Origin of the sequence: Leptospira noumeaensis, from assembly GCF_004770765.1 — a bacterium.
In the GTDB taxonomy this organism is placed as follows: Bacteria; Spirochaetota; Leptospiria; order Leptospirales; family Leptospiraceae; genus Leptospira_A; species Leptospira_A noumeaensis.
Genome location: NZ_RQFK01000026.1, coordinates 748,549 through 770,229, shown reverse-complemented (window position 1 = coordinate 770,229; position 21,681 = coordinate 748,549). Strand labels below are relative to the sequence as shown.

Genomic DNA, 21,681 nt, shown 5'->3' with positions numbered 1-21,681 from the left:
CTTAAATCTCCTTTCCATTCACCAAATTTTGGTAGCGGATTCTGGATTCGCTCCATTTCTCAGGAGGATTCCCAAAAGGGCCTGGATAAGATATTTGCTCCCAAGTAGATTTGTGACCATAGTAAACCAAACAAACCAAAAGTTTTAAATTTCCAACCACAGCACGAACGATATCCGAATCTGTCTCTGCCAATCGCGTCAAAAGTTCTTCGCGTTTTTCCAGAGAGAGACTTGAAAAAAAACTAAAATATCCATAAAAAATAGGAAGGTATTCCAAAACCATCACTGCCGAATGAAAGTCTTCCTGGATTTCTTCGGAAACAAAATACAACTCTTCGTCCAATCTTCGCATAACATTTGCTTCTTCCAAACTGGGCATTCCCGGTTCAGAGACAGGAAGCACTACCTCTGAAAAAGCAGTCACCGTTTTCGTTTCTGAATCACTAAAATAGAAATAACGGATCTTAGATTTAATACCCGCACAAAAAAGTAATAGAGCCAAAAAGGACTTTCTAGAGATAGAGTACATAGATTCTTCCTTGGTTTTTTTCTTCTTTCACAACATTCGAAACTGGTTTTCCTCCGAGATTTAGGAAAGCATCCCCACTGGCAGCTAAATCCCAAATTTCACCTCGGAAAAATACATTGATACCTGCTTTTACCTTTGGATCTTTCAGGCGACCATTCATCGCATATTTTTTCCAAGCCGTTCGTTCGGAAATAACACCAATGTCTTTGGAATCGACATCTTTTGGATTCGCATAACCGTTGTAACCCTGCCATTTAGTAGTCCAAGCATCCGCAGGTGATACAAACGAAGGAACGGCAAGGAGTTCCGATTCTGATTTTTTAAACTCCTTATATACTTCTGGAAACCAAGAATCGGCACAAACCATCGTATATAGTTTCCCAAGCGTAGTTTGGTAACTTGGATTCTCATCAAGTTTACCTTCGCTTAAAAATTCTTTCTCGTCTACTATGGGAAAAAGTTTCCTTACAATTTTGTCATCCACTCTGCCATCCGGATGAAAATAAAAACTTACGTTTTCCAAAGGCCCATCTGTAGGAGTGATTTTTCCTTCAATGACTTTGGGATGAGGAAGTACAATGGAACCGGCCAGGATGGAAACTCGATACTCACGAGCAAGTCTTGCAAAAACAGATTGGTATCTGTCAGTCATTTGCCAAGCCTTCATACGAAAGAGTGTTTCTTTTAATGTGTCACTTGAATAAGAATTGCTAAAGAGATAATGCCAAAGGAAAGAACCCAGGTTTTGTTTTACCAAAACTTCCATTGCTTCTTGGATTGTTTTCACCTGGAAAATGGATTTGTCTTCGGCCGTCGCAACAAGCCAAGTTCCAATGTATTCGGGTAGGACAATGATGCTCCGATCCACAAATAGTAGTTCGTTTTCTTTTGCCAATTGGAAGTATTCATTCAAAGCCAAATAAAAACTTTCGTCTGTTGCGTAACTGTACTGGTTAAGATAGGGTTCCATCCCTACAAAACTTCCCCGTTTTCCCAATCCTTCTTTTTGAATGTATACCTTTGGACTGGGAATATTTTTGGAGATTTCCTCTTGAGGTACAACTTGCTTTTGGCAATGGATCGTAAAAATGAGAATGCTTATAAAAACAGAAAAAGAAACGGGAAAACGCATCCACCAAATCTACAACACAACTTCGTTTCAGACAATATTTAATTGTGTTCTTAGTTTTTTCTTTTATTTTGACCTTATTCTATGAAAGAGAAATCTGCTCCCAAAAAAATCGTTCTCGCTTACTCCGGTGGACTCGATACTTCCGTCATCCTTGCTTGGTTGAAAGATACCTACGGTTGTGAAGTCATTGCTTTTTGTGCCGATGTGGGTCAAAAAGAAGAACTCACAGGCCTAGAAGAAAAAGGAAAAAATACCGGAGCATCCAAAGTGTACATCCAAGACCTACGTTTGGAATTTGCACGAGACTTTATTTTCCCTGCGATTCGCGGAAATGCAATTTATGAAATGCGTTATTTACTCGGTACCTCTCTGGCTCGACCGCTCATTGCCAAAGCAATGGCAGAAGTGGCAAACAAAGAAGGAGCTGATGCTTTCTCTCACGGTGCTACAGGAAAAGGAAATGACCAAGTTCGATTCGAATTAACCTTCAAAGCACTTTCGCCTAACTTACAAATCATTGCTCCTTGGAGAACATGGGATTTTGGTGGGCGTGCAGACCTAATTGAATACGCAAAGAAAAAAGGAATTCCAGTTCCTGTAACAGCTGCTAAACCATATAGCATGGACAGAAACTTAATGCACCTTTCTTTTGAAGGTGGAATTTTAGAAGATCCATACAACGAACCTAAAGAAGATATGTTTATCTTAACCGTATCTCCTGAAAAAGCGCCAGACAAACCAACCTATTTAGAATTGGATTTTGAAAATGGAGACTGTGTTGCTATCGATGGAAAAAAACTAAACCCACTCGAAGTGATGGAAACCTTAAATGAATTAGGTGGAAAAAACGGAGTGGGCCGAGTGGACATCGTAGAGAACCGACTTGTTGGGATCAAATCTCGAGGCGTTTATGAAACTCCTGGTGGAACTATCCTACATATTGCACACCGCGATTTAGAATCCATCACTCTCGATCGAGACACCCAACACAAAAAAGATGAACTCTCCCAAGAGTTTGCTCGTTACATTTACAATGGCCAATGGTATTCCAACCAAATGAATGCTTTACGTGCTTATATGGACTACACTCAAAAATATGTGAATGGAACCGTACGAATTAAATTGTACAAAGGAAGTTGTACAGTTGTGGGACGTAAATCCAACAAATCTCTTTACAATGCAGGACTATCTACATTTGAAAAAGAAGAATTGTACAACCAATATGATGCCGAAGGATTTATCAACCTTTACGGTCTGCCTATGAAAGAGTGGGCAAGGGTAAACAAATAAGATGAAAAATATCGCCGTATATCCAGGTTCTTTTGATCCGTTCACAAACGGTCATCTCGACATCATACGGCGAGCTCATCCGTTATTCGAAGAGATCATCATTGCTGTGGCAATTAACTCGAAAAAAACCTCCCTTTTTTCTTCTGAAGAACGAGTCGAAATGATTGGAAAGGTTTTTAAGGGTTGGGACAAAATCAAAATCGATACCTTCGAAGGCCTTACTGTAGACTATTGTAAAGAAAAGAATTCAAGAGTCATATTACGAGGTCTTCGTGCGGTGACAGATTTTGACTACGAATATGCGATTTCACTTATGAACAAAAAATTAGCACCTGAAATCGAAACTTATTTTTTGATGGCGGACAATGAATACTCTTTTGTGTCCTCGACAATCGTCAAAGAAGTAGCAAGACATGGAAGAGCTGTATCCAATCAAGTTCCAGACATTGTGGGCGAAGCCCTTACCAAAAAATTCTCCGTTTAAGGAGAAATTGAGGATTCTATGAAAACGCGTTCTTCTTTTTTTTATGGATTCACCATACTACTGTTTGGTTCTCTTGGCTATTATCTTTTGCAAGCAGGGAGTTTACTCGAAGTCACAAAAAATATTCTCCCTATTTCCAATGAACATCTAGATGCGGAAAACTTTTTCAATCGCTTTCATCACCCCTTAGCACTCCTTTTCCTTCAAATCATCATTGTTTGTGGGGCCGCAAGATTTGTTGGGTATGTTTTTTCTAGAAAACTCAAACAACCTTCGGTGATGGGAGAAATTGTTGCAGGTATTTTACTTGGGCCATCACTTCTTGGTTATTACTTCCCAGAAACTATGGGATTTTTGTTTCCACCAGCAAGCCTTCCCACTCTCGGAACACTAAGCCAAATTGGTTTGGTTCTATTTATGTTCATCATCGGGATGGAACTTGATCTATCCGTTTTAAAAAACAAAGCACACTCCGCCATTGTGATTAGCCATGCCAGTATCATTTTCCCCTTTTTCTTAGGGATGATTTTGGCTTATTATTTTTATACAGACTATGCACCGGAGAATGTAGGTTTTTTATCTTTTTCCCTTTTTATGGGAATTGCCATGAGTATCACTGCTTTCCCAGTCCTCGCAAGAATCCTCCAAGAAAGAAATCTTACAAGGACACCTCTTGGCGCGATGGTTCTCACTTGTGCTGCCGCCGATGATATCACCGCTTGGATCTTACTTGCAATCATTGTTACTATCTCTAAAGCCGGAAATCTCAACACGGCCCTTTTCACCGTTGGGTTATCTTTTGCATACATCCTAACAATGATTTATCTAGTGGCTCCCTTTCTCAAACGATTAGGATCCATATATATCTCCAGAGAAAATTTAACAAGAACAGCTGTTGCCCTCATCTTAATGATTTTATTCTTATCTTCTCTTGCAACAGAAGTCATAGGAATTCACGCTTTATTTGGAGCTTTCCTTGCAGGTGTGATTATGCCAGCAGAAGGAAATCTTAAAAAACTCATCGCAGAAAAAATAGAAGATATTGCTGTCATTTTGTTTCTCCCGATTTTCTTTGTGATCACAGGACTTCGAACAGAGATTGGACTCCTCAATGGATCTCACCTTTGGTTGGTGTTTGGTCTTGTCATCATAGTGGCGGTTGTTGGAAAATTTGTGGGAAGTGCGTTTGCCGCCAAAGTTTCCGGATCCAACTGGGAAGATGCCCTTTCTATCGGTGCTCTTATGAACACTCGCGGTCTTATGGAACTTGTGGTTCTCAATATTGGATATGATTTGGGAATTTTAAGTCCCGAGATTTTTGCAGTATTTGTGTTAATGGCACTTGTAACCACTCTTTCGACAGGCCCACTTTTAGATGGGATTCAAAAGTTTTTTTCTAAATCAGAAAAACGAACTGTTTCCGAAAAACCCGTTGATCACAAGTTGCGGGTGTTAGTTGCTTTTGCTCAAGAAAAAATGGGAAAAAGTTTGGTTCGATTTGCTTATTCTCTGACTGGAAACCAGAAGAAAAATTTAGAAATCACTGCCCTCCACATTTCACCTAACGACTCACTTTCCAATGAAGAAATTCGTCGTTACCGTGATGCAAGTTTTGAAGCCATTCGCCAAACGGGTTCTAGTTTGGGAGTAAAAGTCCAAACAGAATATCGGATCACAGACAATGTCACTTATGAAATTGTCAATTTTGCCAAAATCAAACATACAGATATTTTACTGATCGGTGCTGCCAAACCGCTATTTTCTCGCAGTTATACGGGAGGAAAAATCAAAGGAATCCTCAATTACTGTCCGGCAACTGTTGGGGTTTTAATAGACATGGGCCTCGAATCTGTAGAAAAAGTCGCCATCCTCTACAAAGGGGAAAAAGATCCCATCCTTGGTTTTGCTCAAAAACTAACATCCCTCAAAGGAATGAAGTCGAACAAAATCAAGGTGGAAGACCTAGTACAACCCGAAACAGATCTAAATCCCTATCCCATCTCCATAAACAAAATCACTGGGTATTCATTGATTCTCATTGATCTGAATGTTTGGGAAGAAATGGGGTTTGAGAAAATGGATCTTCTCCCAACTTCATTTCTTTTAGTTCGTTTTTTAGGCACCTAAAGATTCGATTGCTTTTTTCGGTTTCTCCATGCTTTTGGAGATATGGAAAGAACTTTTATTATGCTTAAACCCGATGCTGTGAAAAACAAACACATCGGTGACATCCTTCAAAGAATTGAAAAAGAAGGATTTAAAATCCTAGGAATGAAATTCCTAAAACTCAGCCTCGAAGACGCTAAACAATTTTATGCGGTTCACGCAGCTCGTCCATTTTACAATGACCTTTGCACATACATGGCATCTGGTCCGATCGTTGCCTGCGCTCTTGAAAGAGACAACGCCGTAGCTCATTGGAGAGATGTAATTGGTGCCACTGATCCAAAAGAAGCAAAAGCGGGAACCATTCGTGCACTCTTTGCAGAAAGCAAAGAAGCAAATGCAGTTCACGGTTCTGACTCTGTAGCAAACGCACTCCAAGAAATTGCGTTTTTCTTCAAAGGGTATGAACTTAACTAAGTTCGAACCAAACAAGCGATCGGTTCTTTAAAGAGAACCGGTCTTTTTCCCGTGCCCATTCACTTTTCTGATATTTTAAAAAACTCCAAACAACTCTTTGATTCTTTTTTTGAATCTTATACCGAAGAATTGTTCCAACCGCGCACTCGCATAACAGATGCTTGTTTGTATAGTCTCAAAGCTGGTGGGAAAAGAATCCGACCAATTTTTGTATTCAATTCTTTTTTTGATCCCTCCCAAATCCCAACAAAACCAAATTTAAATGAACATCTCTCTGTTTATTTAGCGGCCCTTGCTGTAGAATGCATTCATACCTATTCTCTCATCCATGATGATTTACCAGCAATGGACAATGATGACACAAGACGCGGAATGCCTACTTGCCACATCCAATTTGATGAAGCCACAGCCATCCTTGCGGGTGACACACTAAACTCTTTGAGTTTTTATCTTTTATCTTTATTTGAAAACACAGACTCCGCAGCCATTCGAGACTCCATCCAAATCCTACATAAAGGGGCTGGAATGAATGGGATGATCCTGGGACAAATGGAAGACATCGAAGAAGAAAAAAATTCCAGCGTCACAGATAAGGAATCCAAACTTTCTTCCATCCATACAAAAAAGACCGGAGCTCTCATTGAAGCATCCTTCCTACTAGGAAATCGACTCCGACCCGATTGGAAAGAAAGAGAGTCCATAATTTCCAGTTATGCGAAGGAAATTGGATTATTATTCCAAATTACCGATGATATTTTGGATGTAGAAGGAAACCTCGAAGATCTCGGGAAAACTCCTGGAAAAGATGCCAAAGCTGGCAAATTAACTTATCCTAGCCTTTATGGAATGGAAACTACCAAAAGATTCAGAGATGAATCTGTCACCAAAGCGATTTCCCTTGTTGCCAACATATCGTCCCTAAACAATGAATTCTTTTTAGGATTACCAAAATACATTGCCGAAAGAAAAAATTAGACTGGATGAATACCTCGTTCGCGAGGGTTATGCGATCGATTTAAAATTTGCACAATCGTTAATCCTTTCTGGGTCTGTACTTGTGAATGATGTGGTCATTTCCAAAGTCGGAACGATCATTTCTACAAAAGATACTGTTCGCACCAAAGAAAAAATCAAAACCTATGTTTCCCGGGGTGCATATAAACTTCTTGGGGCTTTTGATTCTTTTCCAACAGCCAATGTCCAAAACAAAACATGTATTGATTTAGGTTCGTCCACAGGAGGATTCTGCCAGGTTCTTTTGGAGAAAGGTGCCTTACGAGTCATCGCTGTGGATGTAGGCTACGGTCAATTGGCACAAAAAATTGCCAACGATCCAAAAGTCACAGTGTTTGACCGAACCCATTTAAAAGACCTTACCCTTCCCCAATTAGAACCTTTAACAGAGGAAACTTGGATCACCATGGATTTGAGTTTTATTTCCCTTGTTCCCGTTTTTGGTTCGCTCGTTTCTCTTTTTCAATCGAGTCCCAAAACCATTTGGCAAGGGATCTCCTTATTCAAACCCCAATTTGAAGTTCATCCATCCAAATTAGATAAAGGTGTTCTAAAAGATTCGCATCATATTGGTTATGTGATAAGGTCAGTTTGGCGTAAGATTAAAAATTTAGATTCAAAACTAAAATTTTTAGGACTAGTGGAGTCTCCCATCCAAGGTGCTGATGGGAACAGGGAATTTTTGATACGATGGGAATGGAAAGGCTAGGAAAAAAGTCTTAGGCGGTAAAACCTGAAACCGCTTCTTTCAATTGGTCGGTGGTGAAAGGTTTCATCAAATAGGCATAAGAAGGATTTTGATTGATTCGGTGTTTTGCGGTCTCATCCAAAAAACCAGTCAGAAACAAAACCGGAACAGAAAACTGCTCTCGTAAAGATTCAGCGGTTTCAATTCCATCCAAAGAACCTTCCAAATTGATATCCATTAGAATTAGATCCGGAACTTTCTCCGAAACAATTTGGAAGGCCTCATCCCCAGAAGGTACAACAGCAATCACATGAAAACCGAAAGATTCGATTTTCTGTTTGATGTTGAGTCCAAGGAAGGGTTCATCCTCTACGATGAGGATGTTCTTTTTCGTCATATATGCTTTATTTTATAAGGGGGGGTCTGTTAAAAAGTAAAAATACTCTATGGCAGATAAAAGTAGCAAACAACCCGAGAATGTACCAGGGAAATACTATGTCGATCAGACCTGTGTTCCCTGTAATGACTGCATAAAAGAAGCCCCAGACATATTACAATATAGTGACGACGAAAGTCATATTTTCTTCAAAAAACAGCCCACCTCCCCGGTCGAGGAAAAACAGGCAAAAGCAGCAATGGCTATGTGCCCTGTAGATGCGATTGGCGATGATGGTGATTAATTAAGTATTATAGAATATTCGGATATTTTCCGCAACTACATCTGGTTTCTCTAGATGGATTGCATGCCTAACTTTGGGAATCCAAACCAATTTGCTTTTTTTAATATAAGATTTCATTTTTTTCATCATAAAGGGTGGTGTGATTTCATCCTCGGCACCCGCCAAAATTAAAGTAGGAATTTGTATTCCCTTCATTTTTGAATCAAAAAAAATCTCATTTTCCCGCCTTAGTGTATTTTCTTGCAGGAATTCGTTAGGTTTTTCATTCCAAATAGTAACAAGTGTATGACGAAATAAATACCCGGGTTCAGGAAATTCTTCTCCATAAAGAAAACGAAGTAACAATACCACTTGTTTTTCTGTTTTAGGAAATAGAATTTTACGCATCCTTTCACGTTCGGGATGTGGAATTCCACCAGGGGCTAGAAGGATCAGTTTTTGGACTCTTTTGTGAGAATCTTTTAAAACTAAATGTTGAGAGGTGAGGCCACCCATGGAATGACCAACAAGACAAATTTCTTCCAACTCCAATTTTTCGAAACACTCGAGAAGTAAATCTGCCCAAACATCGATTTGATATAAGTATTTAATGAGTGGGAGTTTGCTATTCCCATAACCAGGTAAATCAAAAACATAAAGTGGATGACCATCGTTTAACAATTCTTTGACGACTCGACGAAATCCGAAACTTTCGTCAAGTAATCCGTGGAAAAAAACTATGGGCTTTTTTGACCCATTTCCAAATTTCCAATAGAAAATTTTATGTCCGCCCATAGCAACGAAACAGGGTTTTCCCCCCATATTTTTCATTGATTTACGTCTCTGGGACTGATAATTTCGAAATAAGCTTCGGTAAAAAAATTTTATCATAATGTTAAATTCAAAAATTGAAAGGCTATCGCAGCTACTCTCCCATTCCCAGAATGGATTGGTTTTCGTCGATCTTAAATCAAAACAAGTTCTTTATGTAGATGAAAACACAAAGGAACGATTGGAACTTAAGAATCAAAAAACTTTGGAAATCCAAAATCTTTTTTATGACTATGATCTTTTAATTTCTGAAATCCATACACACCCTCAATCAAAAAGTGATTACAAATGGTTCTTAAAAAATGAAAATTTAGAAAAGATTGCCGTTTCTGTTCATTTTTCCTCGTTAACAGAATTTTTTGATTCAAACACAGAAATATATTCCATAACTATCAACTGGAATCATGAGTATGCAGAAGAAAATTCTGAGATCATTGACCATCTTGAAATTCCATTCCTCCAAGCGGACTTAAACGGAAATATCATTTATGCAAATTCACGTTTGATCCATTTTTTTCAACTATCACCTGATAAAATTCATTCTTACAATGCTTTCGATGTACTTTGTTTATCTGAAAATTTTAAAAATGAAATCTTAAAACATAATGTAAAACGGATGATTGAATTCCAACCTCAGCGAGGTAAATTGGTAAGTTTTCAATTACAAAGTTTCATTACGACTAAACAAAATAAACCAAATGAAATCACAATTCTCCTTCTGGATCTTTCAGAGTTACAAAATGCCGAAAGAATTCTTAAATATGGAGAAGATAAATTAAGAACCTTTTTTGCCACCATGAACAATGGTTTTGTGATCATTAACCAAGACGCAAAAATTTTAGAAATTGCTCCTATTTTTAAATTTTTACTATTCCAAGTATTTGCATTCGAAGTTGGGGAAGATATTTTCCATTTTTTTGATGAAAAAATGAAACAGAAATTATTAGAAGTTTTGGATTTAGCAATTGAAAGTCAAAATGTCCAAACTACAGAATTCGAGTATTTACTTCTCGGTGAAGAACGGACTTTTGAAATTCGCTTTATTCCAGTTAGACGATATGATCCCAATGATAAAAAGATAATGTTGGTATTTTCCGATATTACTGAAGCAAAACAGATGGATCGTCAACTGATCGAATCAATGAAATTTGCAAGTATTGGAGAAATTGCCGCTGGCCTTGCGCATGAAATTAACAATCCGCTCCAAAGTGCACTTTTGTATTTGGAGGATTTGATTACCGTAGATGAATCCGATCCTAACGAACGAAGGAATATTTTAAAAAAAATCGAGTCTGCCAATTTACGCATTCGAGATTTAGTAAAAGCTTTACTTGATTTAGGAAGGATGGAGAGTCCTAATCGTGATTTTGTTTCTCCTTATTATATTTTGGTAAGAACAAGCGAACTAGTAGAAGTCAGTTGTCGAAAAAAAAACATTAGTTTTACTAGGCATGCCGGACCAAATTTACCAGGAATTTTTGTTCGTTGGCAAGAAATTGAACAAGTATTAATCAATTGTGTGGTAAACTCAATCAATGCACTTTCAGAAATGGATAAGGTAAGGCAATTTCCAAAAATTGAATTGGGTATCGATTTAATAAAAAACCAAAAAAAAGAGTGGGTTGTCTTTTCAGTAGAGGACAATGGTCCAGGAATCGATGATGATACTTTAGAAAAAGTTTTTTTACCTTTGTTTACAACGAGAAGGAATAAACAAGGAACTGGACTCGGACTTTCGATTTCAAAAAAGATCATCGCTGAACATGGTGGAGAAATCTATATTAAAACAAAGGAAGGAACAGGGACAAAGGTAGAAATTTACCTTCCTGCTCATACGGATGATAATGGATAAAATTTTAATTATAGATGATGAAGAAGACATTCGAATTGCCTTAAAACGAGTTCTCTCGCGCGAAGGATATCAAATCGAACTTTCAGAATCCGCTACAGAAGCAATTCAAAGAATATCCGCAGGAGAAACATTCTCTGTAGTCATTTCAGATATTTTGATGTCGGGAATGTCAGGTATCGATTTTACAAAGTTCATTGCAGAAAAACAAATTAACTTACCAGTAATTTTAGTTACCGGAAACCCAAATTTATCCAGCGCAGAATCTGCCATTCGTTATCATGCTTTTGAATATATTTCTAAACCTGTAGATAAAACACAAATTCTATCGGTTGTTAAACGAGCAATCGAAGTCAAAAATCAAAAAGATTTCGATTTAGAAAAATTAATGTTATCGGAAAAATTAGAAAAGGCACTCCGAACTCAAAACTTAGATTTAAACAGACAAAATGCTGCGATTCTAAATGCAACTTCCGATGCGGTCATTACGATTGATTCTAAGTTAATAGTTGTTTCGGCAAACAAATCCAGTTTTGATATGTTTCGGTTCGGCACACCTTTGGATTTAATTGGCCAATCAGTTAAAATTCTTTTTACTGAAAATAAAATGCAAAAGTATATGAGCCAGGTTTCCAAAGTTCTCAGCGAAGAAGTTAATAAATCTACTCTCCAACTATCTGATGTTACTTTGTTACGTTCTGACAATTCTACTTTTTTAGCAGATATTGCCATTTGTTCTTATAATTTAGATGGTGATCGATATTACACTGGTGTGATTCGTGATGTTACACAAAAAAAACAAATGGTAGAACAACTCATTCATTCTGAACGAAGGGCATTTTTATCAGTTGTTGCTGCAAGTATTGGACATGAAATCAATAATTCTCTCACAGCAATCCAAGGTTTTGTGGAAATGGCTTCTCGAGAAACAGCTGATATCATGTTAAAAGATAGAGCTTTAAAAGTAACACTCAACCAAACAGAAAAATTAAGAGCACTTACTTCCAATTTATTACAACTTGGAAAATCTTTAAAATCTAATAATGAAAAATCAAAAACTTTAAACTTAAACAAAGAAATAACATCGGTACTTCAGGTATTTAAAGAAACTGCAAAATTAAAATACTGCCACATCAAAAGAGAAGAATCAGAGAATGAAATTCCTATTCGTATGAATTCGGATCAATTTGCGTTACTTCTTTCGAACATCTTACTGAATGCTGCTGATGCTACCAATAATATTGGAACCATTGAAATTGTATCTTACTTAGATCAAAAAAATGCTCATCTAATCATTACCGACGATGGGGAAGGAATGTCCCAGGAAACTTTAGATAAAATTTATGAACCTTATTTTACAACAAAGGAACTGGGGAAAGGTACCGGACTCGGAATGTTTGTGGTCAAACAAATCGTAGATAATTTTGAAATTCAGTTAGAAATAGAATCAACTTCTGGTAAAGGATCTAAATTTCATTTTATTTTTCCAAAGGTTTCAGAAAGATAGTGACTTAAGTGTATCCAGGATTAAATGAAACCCAATTAGATTTTATTTTTTCTCGTAATGGAAAAAATTGTAAAATAGTTCCCTTACAAGAAGAAGCCTCGACAAGACGATACTTTCGCCTAACATTTTCTAACAATTCTGAAGAAGTAGTGTGTGTCGATGAAAACGTAAACGAAGATTTTATCACTATTTCCGATTTTCTTAACTCAAACCAAATTCATGTTCCCAAAGTTTTAGATGTAAAAAGAGAATTTGGTCTTACTTTTATGAGTTTCGAAGGTCTAGATGATTTTAGTTCTTACAAACTAAATGATTATAAAAACAAATTTCCAATCCTTATCGATTTAATTCTTAAACTCCAAACTCTTGATCCACCACCGCTAGTGAAAAATCGAAAATTTGATACGGAAAAACTAAGTTTTGAGACCAATCTCACCATAGAAAAGTATGAAAGTTTTAGAAAGTTGTTTCAAATTAAAACACAAATCAGCAATGAAGGAAAAGCATTTATAGAAGAAACTGTTGGTTATTTAGACAAATACCCTATAAATGTTTTCACTCATAGAGATTTTCACTGCCGAAACCTACTAATTTCACCTAATTCAGAATATGCGTTGATTGATTTTCAAGATGCGCGAATGGGTGTCCCCCAATATGATTTGGCTTCTATTTTATACGATGCTTATTACCCTCTACCAAGAGAATTCCGATCTCAAATGTTAAAGTCGTTTCGTGATAGAAACATAGATCAGTCAAAAAAATTTAAAGATACTTTTTATCTCCAAGCTTTACAACGTTCCTTTAAAGCACTTGGAACATATTTCCGAATGGTTACAGATCATGGAAAAGATAAATTCAAACCTTCCATCATATCTTGTTTGAACCAGTTAGAAGAAATCATCCAATTAGGAATGTTTGCAGATTCCTTATATATTTTTGTTCGAAGTTTACGAGAGGAACTGAGTCGTCATAAGGACTTTCGGAATTTATGAACGCATTTGTTTTGGCAGCTGGGTTTGGAAAACGAATGGGATCTCTTACGGAAAATTGCCCAAAACCATTATTAAAAATTCAAAACATAACACTTTTGGATTACAGCTTATACTTATTAAATGAATGGAAAGTTTCCAATGTGTGGATCAACACACATTATTTAGGTGAACAAATTAAATTTCACGTTAAGAACTTTAATCATTTCCCAATAAACGTTTTAGAAGAAAAAAATAAAATTTTGGGAACAGCCGGTGGGATTAGAACCGGACTGCCGGCTGAATCCTTTGACAAACCACTTTTACTAATCAATCCCGATACCTTATTTTTTCCCGAATCCAATTTTTCACCAAAAGAAAGTTTGGTGGAAGGTATAAAAATCCATTTATACTTATTACCAGCACCTGCAGAACAAAACTACACTAAGATTGAAATTAAAGAAAATGGAAGTTTAGAATTTGGGAATGGTTCTTATTATTATATTGGTTTAGCAGTTTTAGATCCCAAATGCCTTATCCATTTAGAAAAAAACAAATACTACGATCTTTCTGATATCTTTAAAGAATCTGCGGCTCGCGGTGAAATCACCGGAGAAGTATTCTCCGGTAAAGTTTTGGATTTAGGGACAAAAGAACTTTGGGATTCCTATAAGCAAAAAGATATTTTTGGAAAGGAACTGACTAAAATAGTAAGTTTTGTGAATGATTCAAAGGTGACTTAGAATTTCTTCTTTTCGTTTTTCATAGCCTTTTTTCCCAAGAAGTGCAAACATATTGTTTTTGTAATCTTCCACACCGGGTTGGTCAAAAGGATTTACACCTAACATATAACCAGAAATTCCACAGGCAAATTCAAAAAAATACAAAAGCCCGCCGATCGTTTCTTCATTTAACACCGGTATTGAAATTTCTAAACAAGGAACACCTCCGTCTTTATGAGCGATGAGAGTTCCGAGCATTGCACTTCCATTGACATCCGAGAGTTTTTTTCCTGCTAAATAATTGAGACCATCACGATCATCTGATTTTTCTGTTAAGTAAACATCTTGTTTGGGAGATTCCACTTTGATGGTTGTTTCCATAATAACACGTTCCCCATCTTGGATGTATTGGCCCATGGAATGTAAATCTGTTGTAAATTGGACAGATGCTGGAAATATTCCTTTCCCAGTTTTTCCTTCACTTTCGCCAAACAGTTGTTTCCACCATTCAGACACAAAAGACAAGGCTGGAGTGTAACTTACTAAAATTTCAATTTTTTTACCGCTAGTATATAAGGCATTTCGGATGGCCGCATAAAAGGCAGCAACATTTCCTTCTGAAGTCGATTTGGATTTTAATTCGGCTTCCATTTGTTTTGCGCCATCTATCAGTTTGTTGATACTGAATCCTGAAGCGGCAATCGGTAATAAACCAACCGCTGTAAATACTGAATACCTTCCGCCCACATCATCGGGAATTACGAAACTTGGAAATCCGTATTCATCAGCAAGTTGTTTGAGGGCTCCCTTCTGTTTATCCGTTGTTGCAAAAACACGGTTTTTGATATTTTCTTTTCCATATTTTCTTTCCAATAAAGAGAGTAACAGACGAAAGGCGATGGCAGGTTCCGTAGTTGTACCTGATTTGGAAATCACATTGACTGAAAACTCTTTGTTTTCCAAAAACGCAAGTAACCGCGAATGATAATCCGCATCTAAATGATGTCCTGCGTAAATGATCTTTACTGATTTTTTATGGGATTCATGACCACCAAATTCAGGTGTTAATGCTTCTATTACAGCACGAGCTCCTAAATAACTTCCACCAATTCCCACAACCACCAAATATTGGGAATGAGTTTGAATGGTTTCTGCAGCCTGTCTCATTTTTTGTAATTCATCAGAACTAGTTTGGCCAGGAAGATCCACCCAACCCAAATACTCATTTCCAAGTCCTGTTTTTTGAATGAGAGTTTGGCGGGCTTTTTCGGCGTTTTCTAATTCTTTCTGAAGTAAAGTTTCAGGAAGAAATGATTTCACAAAACGATCCGATATTTTTAGGTTCGACATAGCACCTGTCCCAAAATAAAGTATGGCATCGAAAGGAAGATGAAGTGGATTCTTTAATAAGTAAAGAAAATTTGAATCGATTTGAATCAATATTTGGAAAAACAACACAACCAATTCGTTTGTTCCAAGCACCTGCTAGAATTAATATAATTGGAGAACATGTAGATTATTTAGGGGGAACCGTACTTCCCGCTGCAATCAATTTCGCAGTGCAAGTGTATCTTCGCCCTAACAATTCATCTATCTACAAATTACATTCAGTCACTTACAATCAAACAGTAGAATTTCAAAAACCTCTCTTACCCAATCCAAATGCTGCCTGGGCAGACTATATCGCTGGTGTGATTGTTGAAATTGAGAAAAAAGGTTTTTTGGTTCCTGGATTTGATTTACTTGTGGATGGGAATATCCCCCAAGGATCAGGCCTTTCATCCTCAGCAGCTTTAGAAGTTGTGACTGGATTTGCCATCAAAGAAACTTTTTCCTTTCCTATTTCCCGTGAAGAAGTCGCGGTCATAGGACAGATGGCCGAAAATCTTTTTGTTGGAACCAAATGTGGAATCATGGATCAATTCATCATTTCTGTTGGCAAAAAGAACGATTGTATTTCTTTAAATACGGATACACTAAATTACTCATACCACCATTTCGATTTAGGGGATTACGAATTTTATTTAGTGAACTCCAATGTAAAACATAGTTTAAAAGACAGTGCTTACAACAAACGAAGGTCGGAATGTGAGTCTGCATTGTTAAAAATACAAACAAAGTATCCAAATTTTACACAACTTTATGAAGTCAATTTATCAGAAGATGATTTAAATGACTGTCACCTAACAACGGAAGAACGAAAAAGAACGAATCATGTCACTTCTGAACGAGAAAGAACCAAAATAGTCGTCGATGGTTTGGAATCAGGGAATTTTTTAGATGTAGGTTCTGCTCTTTTTCAAACTCATTGGTCTTTGTCAAAAGATTTCGAAGTGTCTTGTCCCGAAACAGATTTCATTGTTGATTCTTTACAGAGCCTGGGTGTCACTGGTGCCAGAATGATCGGTGGTGGGTTCGGAGGATGCGTACTCGTACTAGATAAGAAGGATCATTTTTCTGAAATCGATGAAGTTTTAAAAAAAAGTTATCAACAAAAATTTAACCTTGCGTTAGACTTCTACAAGTTTGAAATTTCAGACGGAGTAAAGGAAATCTATATATGATCGAAAACTGGAGTGATTACACAGTTGAAAGTGGAGACTTTAAAATGGAAGTCCTCCTACAGAAATTTGTGCCTCTCGCAGAAACTGCTGTTTACTTTGAATTGTCCGGTGAAATCAACTTATACAATTCACAAGTGATGAAAGAAAATTTGGAATTACTCATCTCCAAAGGAATCTCTCATATTTTTTTAAACTTTGAACAAGTGAGTTATATTGATAGTTCTGGACTTGGTGTTTGTTTAGGAATCCATTCTAGACTGATGAAACAACACGGTTACATTCGCATCATTTCTCCCTCTGAAAAAGTAAGGTATGTTTTAGAATTAACAAAACTAAAAAGCCTGCTCCAAATTTTTCCCACATTGGAACAGGCAGTTCAGGCAAATTAGAAATAAGTAGGAAAAAGGAATTTTAATTTTTCAATTTGTTCTGGATTCCTTTTTTCTGGTGAAGTCACTAAAGAAAACTTTGTACTACCCACAAGACTTGTATCATCCGACTTTCCTAAAAGTTCAATCAGCGCCGAAAGTAACTTCTTAGCTGTTTCCGCATTTTTGCTCAGATTACCCAAAACCATTTCTAAAGTGACATGGGCTTCATCTTCTTTCCAACAATCGTAGTCGGTTGACATACAAACCATTTGGTAAAGAATCTCAGCTTCTCTTGCTAGTTTTGCTTCTGGAAGGACAGTCATGTTGATGATGTCGGCTCCCCAAGATCTATACATATGAGATTCAGCTCTTGTAGAGAATAATGGCCCTTCCATACAAATCAAAGTTTTGTTGGAATGAATTGGTAAGCCGATTTGTTTTGCAGCTTCTTCTACTTTTTTACCAAGTCCAGGTGAAAACGGATCAGCAAAAGGTGCGTGTGCGACCATTCCATTTTCAAAAAATGTGGATGGTCGTGCTTTTGTGCGATCAATGATTTGGGAAGGAATCACAAAATCTCTAGGCGCAATTTCTTGGCGTAAACTTCCCACAGAACTAAATGCAATGATTTCTTCAACGCCTAACTGTTTTAATGCGGCAATGTTGGCTCGGGCCGGAACTTCGCTTGGATTTAATGAATGCCCTTTTCCATGTCTAGGTAAAAATGCAATTTCTTTACCTTTAAAACGACCAATGGTGATCGTGTCCGATGGTTTGCCCCAAGGTGTATCAGGATGGATTTCTTTGATAATTTCCATTCCATCAATTGAATATAGGCCAGTTCCACCAATGACCCCGATTTTCACTACATTTGCCATATGAATCCTCTTAAAGTGCAGTTTTCCCATAACGATTTTGGTTGCATTCGTTTTTTACATTCGAAGACTGTAGAATGCTCATGGGAGAATACATGAAATCCAAAATATTACCCTTAACCACTCTCGCACTCCTGATTTTTACAGCAGGCATTACCTCTGATTCCGCATTTGATATGTCCACCCAGTCTGACCGCAAATCAGTCAGTGTTACCATTTACAATGGAGGCATTGGTCTAGTTCGTGAAACTCGTCTTTTAAATTTATCCAAAGGGATTCGCACTTTACGTTTCGAAGATGTTCCTTCTCAAATCATCCCTCAAACCGTAAGAGTCAAAGGAGAAGATCCTAAAAAACTTACCGTATTTGAACAAAACTACGAATACGATTTAATTTCGCCTGAACGCCTTATGGACAAATACATTGGAAAAGAAGTTACTTTATACAATGAAACCAAAGAAAAAACAAGTTCCGTCAAAGCGACGTTAATCTCAAACAACGGAAACCCTGTGTATAAAATTGGTGATGAAATTTCACTTGGTTACAATGGACGAGTGACAGTTCCTACTATCCCTGAAAATCTTTTTGCAAAACCTACTCTTGTATGGAAATTAAAAAACGATGTGGAAAAGGAACAAACCTTAGAAGTGTCTTACCAAACCCATGGCCTTGGTTGGTCTGCTGACTATATCCTCGTATTGGACAAAGAGGAAAATAACTGTGGTTTGAATTCTTGGGTCACATTAAACAACAACTCTGGTGCTGAGTTTAAAAATGCAACCTTACAACTTGTCGCAGGTAAGGTAAATTTAATTTCCAACCAAACGAACACATATGCAGTACAACCTCGTTCGGTCAAAAATTCAATGCGAAAGGAATATGATGAATCTTCGGCAGCACCTGAATTCAACCAAGAGAATTTATCTGAATACTATTTGTACACTTTAGACCAACCAACTAACATCGGATATAATCAAACTAAACAAGTTCAATTATTTCAATCAGAAGGTATCGAAATCAAAAAGTATTTTGTTTTTGAAAACCTACCGATGTATGAGGGAAATGAAAAGAATTTTAATAACGCAACCATCAAATATATTTTTAAAAATGCGAAGAAAAACAATTTAGGTCGCCCGCTCCCACTAGGAACCATTCGCGTTTTTAAAGCAGATTCTAAAGGACGCCAACAACTTCTGGGAGAAGATACCATCGATCACACTCCTGAAAACGAAGAAGTAAAAATCAAAACAGGACAAGCCTTTGATGTGGTTGCTAATGGCAAACGTCTTTCCAGCGAAGTGTTCAAACTTTCCCGTGGAGATAAATCAACTTACTCTGCAGAAATTCGAAACAGAAAAAAAGAAGAAATCGAAGTTCGGTTTTATGCTAGCCTTTGGGGAGATTGGAACATTACTAAATCCTCACATAAATTCATAAAAGAATCGGCTACAAAAGCTTATACCGATGTTCCTTTAAAAGCTAACGAAACCGTAACTGTAGAATACACTGTAGAAACAAAATACCAATAATGGAAAACAAATATGACGTAATCATTATCGGATCTGGAATTGGTGGCCTCACGGCCGCCTCTGTCCTTTCTCAAGTAGCCAAAAAGAAAGTTCTGGTTTTGGAGCGTCATTTTAAGTTAGGCGGATTTACTCATACTTTCAAACGATTAGGAAAATTTGAATGGGATGTGGGAATCCATTATATCGGGGACTTAGCCGAAGGTTCGATGTTACGAACTCTTTTTGATTCCATTACCAAAAAAGGTGTGAAGTGGAACAAAATGGAAGAACCTTTTGAAGTCTTCGATTACCCAGAATTTAGTTTTCCCGTTTATGGAGAAAAAGAAAAATTTGTTTCGGACTTAAAACTCAAATTTCCTTTAGAATCTGAAGCCATTGATAGATACTTTCGAGATGTGGAAATTTTTACCCAATGGTTTGGAAGGCATTTTACACTCAAAGCTTTGCCCGCCGTATTTGAAAAGGCAGCCAAGTTTTTAAACTTAAACCACATATCCACTCCTTACATTACCACCAAAGAATATATGGAAACACATATTCAGGATGAAAACTTAAGAGCCCTTCTTTGTTCGCAGTGGGGTGATTATGGTCTTCCCCCGGCTACATCTTCCTTTGCCATCCATTCCATGATTGTTACCCATTACTTTAATGGCGGTTATTTTCCTATTGGTGGTTCTTCCAAAATAGTAGATTCGATTGAACCCATCGTAGAAGAAAACGGTGGGAGTTTAAAAATCCTTCACACAGTCAAAGAAATCCTTCTCGAAGGAGACAAGGCAGTTGGTGTGAAAGTAGAAGTCCAAAAAGGAAAAACTTTTTCTGAAGAGAAATTTTATGCTGATGTGATTGTTTCCGATGCCGGAGCCTACACAACGTATAACAAACTATTACCGAAAGAACATTCCTCTGCTTTCCAAAAACCTTTGGAATCTCTTAGCACACAAGGAACCACATCCATCACACTTTATATTGGATTTAAGGAATCTCCGACAAAACTCGGATTCCACGGCGAAAATCATTGGATCTTTCCTGATATAAATCATGACGCCAGTTATGCGAAAAGAAATGATCTGGCAGAAGGAAAACCTCCGATGATGTATTTGTCTTTCCCTTCTTTAAAAAATCCGGAAGCCGAAGACCACACGGCCGAAGCCATTAGTTTTGCTGATTATTCTCTTTTTGCCAAGTGGAAAGATGAACCTTGGAAAAAACGAGGGGAAGACTATACAAAACTCAAAGAAACCATCACCGAAGGAATGTTAGAATTTTTAGAAAAACGATTTCCTGGATTTCGGGACTTAATCGAATTCACTGAACTCTCTACTCCCATCACCACGGAATTTTTTACAGGTCATAAAGAAGGTTCCATTTATGGACTTTCCTGTACACCGGAACGCTTTCAACAAGAATGGTTAGGTGTGAGGACAACGATCAAAAATCTTTACCTAACGGGAGCGGATGCTTGCTCTCCTGGAGTTGCTGGTGCCCTGATGGGGGGAATTGCAGCCTCCTCCGTGGTTTTAGGGTTTACTGGGACACTTCGGCTCATGAAAGAACTTTTCCAAAAGAGCCAAGAAACCGGTTGACAATTGGTTTAAGATTTGATAGTTTGATATTAAATTAATGGGAACAAAATTCAAAGGATCCAAAAAAGAAGTACAGGCGCTGGATGCATTCATTAAGTTGAAACGCGCGGCCGAGTCTCTGTCTTCCCGATTGATTTCTGAGTTCACGAAGTGGAGCATCTCAGAAAGCCAATTCGGGGTACTCGAGACTTTGTACCATTTGGGCCCTCTTTGCCAAAAAGATCTAGGGGATAAAATCCTTAAAAGTACGGGAAACATCACCCTCGTCATCGACAACCTAGAAAAACGAAGTCTTGTAGAACGTGTTCGCGGTGTGGAAGACAGACGATTTATCTCTGTCCACCTAACGACTGAAGGAAAAAAACTCATTGAACAAATTTTCCCTGACCATGTAAAACGAATCACTTCTGAATTTGCAGTATTGTCACCTGAAGAACAAGAAGTCTTAGGTAAGATTTGTAAAAAACTCGGTAAAAAAACAGACGCTCTCTGTAAGTAAT

General features: G+C 37.4%; 22 protein-coding genes. 16 read left to right on the top strand and 6 right to left on the bottom strand.

Annotated elements, in window-relative coordinates:
• Position 1: 1 nt before the first annotated feature.
• Together EHQ24_RS11790 and EHQ24_RS11785 are read right to left on the bottom strand one after the other, a co-directional pair.
• Complete coding sequence (locus tag EHQ24_RS11790) at positions 2-529, bottom strand: hypothetical protein (protein WP_135601804.1); 528 nt, start codon at positions 527-529, stop codon at positions 2-4.
• Entirely contained in the window at positions 513-1,661 is a 1,149-nt protein-coding gene (locus EHQ24_RS11785; protein ID WP_135601803.1) for a nitrilase-related carbon-nitrogen hydrolase, read from the bottom strand. The genes EHQ24_RS11790 and EHQ24_RS11785 overlap by 17 nt, the downstream gene beginning before the upstream one ends.
• A gap of 81 nt (positions 1,662-1,742) precedes the next feature.
• Here EHQ24_RS11785 and EHQ24_RS11780 point away from each other — a divergent pair, with 81 nt between their 5' ends.
• From EHQ24_RS11780 to EHQ24_RS11755, 6 genes are read left to right on the top strand one after another with little or no spacing between them, the layout of a single operon-like run.
• Positions 1,743-2,951, top strand: coding sequence for an argininosuccinate synthase (locus tag EHQ24_RS11780; RefSeq protein WP_135601802.1), 1,209 nt, complete (start codon positions 1,743-1,745; stop codon positions 2,949-2,951).
• Position 2,952: 1 nt separating this feature from the next.
• A complete protein-coding gene (coaD, locus tag EHQ24_RS11775) occupies positions 2,953-3,435 on the top strand; it encodes a pantetheine-phosphate adenylyltransferase (protein WP_135601801.1) in 483 nt (160 codons plus the stop codon).
• A gap of 18 nt (positions 3,436-3,453) precedes the next feature.
• Positions 3,454-5,562: a cation:proton antiporter domain-containing protein gene (locus EHQ24_RS11770; RefSeq protein ID WP_135601800.1), complete on the top strand. Its 2,109-nt coding sequence runs from the start codon at positions 3,454-3,456 to the stop codon at positions 5,560-5,562.
• A gap of 42 nt (positions 5,563-5,604) precedes the next feature.
• Positions 5,605-6,018, top strand: a complete 414-nt coding sequence (locus EHQ24_RS11765; protein WP_012387121.1) for a nucleoside-diphosphate kinase — start codon at positions 5,605-5,607, stop codon at positions 6,016-6,018.
• Between the two features lie 51 nt (positions 6,019-6,069).
• Positions 6,070-6,993, top strand: coding sequence for a polyprenyl synthetase family protein (locus EHQ24_RS11760; RefSeq protein WP_135601799.1), 924 nt, complete (start codon positions 6,070-6,072; stop codon positions 6,991-6,993).
• Positions 6,974-7,741 carry a TlyA family RNA methyltransferase gene (locus EHQ24_RS11755; RefSeq protein ID WP_135601798.1) on the top strand — a complete coding sequence of 256 codons (768 nt, stop codon included), beginning with the start codon at positions 6,974-6,976 and terminating at the stop codon, positions 7,739-7,741. Before EHQ24_RS11760 ends, EHQ24_RS11755 begins: the two co-directional genes overlap by 20 nt.
• Before the next feature lie 10 nt (positions 7,742-7,751).
• Here EHQ24_RS11755 and EHQ24_RS11750 read toward each other — a convergent pair whose 3' ends face one another.
• Positions 7,752-8,117 carry a response regulator gene (locus tag EHQ24_RS11750; protein WP_135587819.1) on the bottom strand — a complete coding sequence of 122 codons (366 nt, stop codon included), beginning with the start codon at positions 8,115-8,117 and terminating at the stop codon, positions 7,752-7,754.
• 49 nt (positions 8,118-8,166) lie between these two features.
• On the opposite strand from EHQ24_RS11750, the gene EHQ24_RS11745 reads away from it, so the two are divergent.
• On the top strand, positions 8,167-8,400 hold the full coding sequence (locus EHQ24_RS11745) for a ferredoxin (RefSeq protein ID WP_135601797.1): 234 nt from the start codon (positions 8,167-8,169) through the stop codon (positions 8,398-8,400).
• Here EHQ24_RS11745 and EHQ24_RS11740 read toward each other — a convergent pair whose 3' ends face one another.
• The gene (locus EHQ24_RS11740; RefSeq protein ID WP_135601796.1) at positions 8,401-9,210 is read right to left on the bottom strand and encodes an alpha/beta fold hydrolase; all 810 of its coding nucleotides are present in this window, start codon (positions 9,208-9,210) and stop codon (positions 8,401-8,403) included.
• 61 nt (positions 9,211-9,271) lie between these two features.
• Between EHQ24_RS11740 and EHQ24_RS11735 the strand changes: the two genes are divergently transcribed.
• The 4 genes from EHQ24_RS11735 to EHQ24_RS11720 are packed head-to-tail and all read left to right on the top strand — an operon-like array spanning position 9,272 to position 14,277.
• On the top strand, positions 9,272-11,062 hold the full coding sequence (locus tag EHQ24_RS11735; RefSeq protein WP_135601795.1) for an ATP-binding protein: 1,791 nt from the start codon (positions 9,272-9,274) through the stop codon (positions 11,060-11,062).
• Positions 11,055-12,566, top strand: a complete 1,512-nt coding sequence (locus EHQ24_RS11730; protein WP_135601794.1) for a hybrid sensor histidine kinase/response regulator — start codon at positions 11,055-11,057, stop codon at positions 12,564-12,566. The genes EHQ24_RS11735 and EHQ24_RS11730 overlap by 8 nt, the downstream gene beginning before the upstream one ends.
• Positions 12,567-12,574: 8 nt before the next feature.
• Positions 12,575-13,558, top strand: a complete 984-nt coding sequence (locus tag EHQ24_RS11725; protein ID WP_135601793.1) for a phosphotransferase — start codon at positions 12,575-12,577, stop codon at positions 13,556-13,558.
• The gene (locus EHQ24_RS11720; RefSeq protein ID WP_135601792.1) at positions 13,555-14,277 is read left to right on the top strand and encodes an NTP transferase domain-containing protein; all 723 of its coding nucleotides are present in this window, start codon (positions 13,555-13,557) and stop codon (positions 14,275-14,277) included. Before EHQ24_RS11725 ends, EHQ24_RS11720 begins: the two co-directional genes overlap by 4 nt.
• Here EHQ24_RS11720 and EHQ24_RS11715 read toward each other — a convergent pair.
• Positions 14,263-15,606, bottom strand: coding sequence for a glucose-6-phosphate isomerase (locus tag EHQ24_RS11715; RefSeq protein WP_135601791.1), 1,344 nt, complete (start codon positions 15,604-15,606; stop codon positions 14,263-14,265). The genes EHQ24_RS11720 and EHQ24_RS11715 overlap by 15 nt on opposite strands.
• A 44-nt stretch (positions 15,607-15,650) precedes the next feature.
• Between EHQ24_RS11715 and galK the strand changes: the two genes are divergently transcribed.
• Complete coding sequence (gene galK, locus EHQ24_RS11710) at positions 15,651-16,820, top strand: galactokinase (protein WP_135601790.1); 1,170 nt, start codon at positions 15,651-15,653, stop codon at positions 16,818-16,820.
• Complete coding sequence (locus EHQ24_RS11705) at positions 16,817-17,209, top strand: STAS domain-containing protein (protein WP_135601789.1); 393 nt, start codon at positions 16,817-16,819, stop codon at positions 17,207-17,209. The genes galK and EHQ24_RS11705 overlap by 4 nt, the downstream gene beginning before the upstream one ends.
• On the opposite strand, the gene mtnP is transcribed toward EHQ24_RS11705, so the two are convergent.
• Entirely contained in the window at positions 17,206-18,069 is an 864-nt protein-coding gene (gene mtnP / locus EHQ24_RS11700; RefSeq protein ID WP_135601788.1) for an S-methyl-5'-thioadenosine phosphorylase, read from the bottom strand. The genes EHQ24_RS11705 and mtnP overlap by 4 nt on opposite strands.
• Positions 18,070-18,161: 92 nt before the next feature.
• Between mtnP and EHQ24_RS11695 the strand changes: the two genes are divergently transcribed.
• From EHQ24_RS11695 to EHQ24_RS11685, 3 genes are read left to right on the top strand one after another with little or no spacing between them, the layout of a single operon-like run.
• Positions 18,162-19,595, top strand: coding sequence for a DUF4139 domain-containing protein (locus EHQ24_RS11695; RefSeq protein WP_135601787.1), 1,434 nt, complete (start codon positions 18,162-18,164; stop codon positions 19,593-19,595).
• The gene (locus EHQ24_RS11690; RefSeq protein ID WP_135601786.1) at positions 19,595-21,181 is read left to right on the top strand and encodes a phytoene desaturase family protein; all 1,587 of its coding nucleotides are present in this window, start codon (positions 19,595-19,597) and stop codon (positions 21,179-21,181) included. The genes EHQ24_RS11695 and EHQ24_RS11690 overlap by 1 nt, the downstream gene beginning before the upstream one ends.
• A 37-nt stretch (positions 21,182-21,218) precedes the next feature.
• A complete protein-coding gene (locus tag EHQ24_RS11685) occupies positions 21,219-21,680 on the top strand; it encodes a MarR family winged helix-turn-helix transcriptional regulator (RefSeq protein WP_135575933.1) in 462 nt (153 codons plus the stop codon).
• The last annotated feature ends 1 nt before the right edge of the window (position 21,681 follow it).

Bases quoted from the DNA above. Each gene is read 5' to 3' on its own strand.
- EHQ24_RS11750 (WP_135587819.1), bottom strand. From the start codon at position 8,117: ATGACGAAAAAGAACATCCTCATCGTAGAGGATGAACCCTTCCTTGGA.
- EHQ24_RS11780 (WP_135601802.1), top strand. From the start codon at position 1,743: ATGAAAGAGAAATCTGCTCCCAAAAAAATCGTTCTCGCTTACTCCGGT.
- EHQ24_RS11785 (WP_135601803.1), bottom strand. From the start codon at position 1,661: ATGCGTTTTCCCGTTTCTTTTTCTGTTTTTATAAGCATTCTCATTTTT.
- EHQ24_RS11790 (WP_135601804.1), bottom strand. From the start codon at position 529: ATGTACTCTATCTCTAGAAAGTCCTTTTTGGCTCTATTACTTTTTTGT.
- EHQ24_RS11690 (WP_135601786.1), top strand. From the start codon at position 19,595: ATGGAAAACAAATATGACGTAATCATTATCGGATCTGGAATTGGTGGC.
- EHQ24_RS11685 (WP_135575933.1), top strand. From the start codon at position 21,219: ATGGGAACAAAATTCAAAGGATCCAAAAAAGAAGTACAGGCGCTGGAT.
- coaD (WP_135601801.1), top strand. From the start codon at position 2,953: ATGAAAAATATCGCCGTATATCCAGGTTCTTTTGATCCGTTCACAAAC.
- EHQ24_RS11735 (WP_135601795.1), top strand. From the start codon at position 9,272: ATGTTAAATTCAAAAATTGAAAGGCTATCGCAGCTACTCTCCCATTCC.
- EHQ24_RS11705 (WP_135601789.1), top strand. From the start codon at position 16,817: ATGATCGAAAACTGGAGTGATTACACAGTTGAAAGTGGAGACTTTAAA.
- EHQ24_RS11730 (WP_135601794.1), top strand. From the start codon at position 11,055: ATGGATAAAATTTTAATTATAGATGATGAAGAAGACATTCGAATTGCC.
- mtnP (WP_135601788.1), bottom strand. From the start codon at position 18,069: ATGGCAAATGTAGTGAAAATCGGGGTCATTGGTGGAACTGGCCTATAT.
- EHQ24_RS11720 (WP_135601792.1), top strand. From the start codon at position 13,555: ATGAACGCATTTGTTTTGGCAGCTGGGTTTGGAAAACGAATGGGATCT.
- EHQ24_RS11745 (WP_135601797.1), top strand. From the start codon at position 8,167: ATGGCAGATAAAAGTAGCAAACAACCCGAGAATGTACCAGGGAAATAC.
- EHQ24_RS11770 (WP_135601800.1), top strand. From the start codon at position 3,454: ATGAAAACGCGTTCTTCTTTTTTTTATGGATTCACCATACTACTGTTT.
- EHQ24_RS11740 (WP_135601796.1), bottom strand. From the start codon at position 9,210: ATGAAAAATATGGGGGGAAAACCCTGTTTCGTTGCTATGGGCGGACAT.
- EHQ24_RS11715 (WP_135601791.1), bottom strand. From the start codon at position 15,606: ATGTCGAACCTAAAAATATCGGATCGTTTTGTGAAATCATTTCTTCCT.
- EHQ24_RS11765 (WP_012387121.1), top strand. From the start codon at position 5,605: ATGGAAAGAACTTTTATTATGCTTAAACCCGATGCTGTGAAAAACAAA.
- EHQ24_RS11695 (WP_135601787.1), top strand. From the start codon at position 18,162: ATGAAATCCAAAATATTACCCTTAACCACTCTCGCACTCCTGATTTTT.